This window comes from Pauljensenia sp. UMB3104, from assembly GCF_030217285.1.
Taxonomy (GTDB): Bacteria; Actinomycetota; Actinomycetes; order Actinomycetales; family Actinomycetaceae; genus Pauljensenia.
Genome location: NZ_JASONN010000527.1, coordinates 1 through 243 on the forward strand (window position 1 = coordinate 1; position 243 = coordinate 243).

General features: G+C 51.9%; 1 protein-coding gene. It reads right to left on the reverse strand.

The window, feature by feature from the left end:
* On the reverse strand, nt 1-206 hold a 206-nt coding region (locus QP415_RS12665), incomplete at its 3' end, for a hypothetical protein (protein ID WP_285100306.1).
* Between the last annotated feature and the right edge of the window lie 37 nt (nt 207-243).

Genomic DNA, 243 nt, shown 5'->3' on the forward strand with positions numbered 1-243 from the left:
GAGAAAGTGGTTTTTATGCTATTCCACCAGCCTTGCAGGGTTGCGCCCCAGTTGCGGGCCTGGTGTACATCAACCGGCTTAGATACTTTTGCTCTGCCTGCTTGATTCAGGTTACGAACCTGTGCGTGCCCGTGGGACGCGTCACCGTGAATAGGCTTCGTTACGACCTGCTTAATGTGATTATTGAGCTGACCGTCTTTCGCCATTGCCTTGATTGTGTTCGCATCAATCGGTTTTACGCGG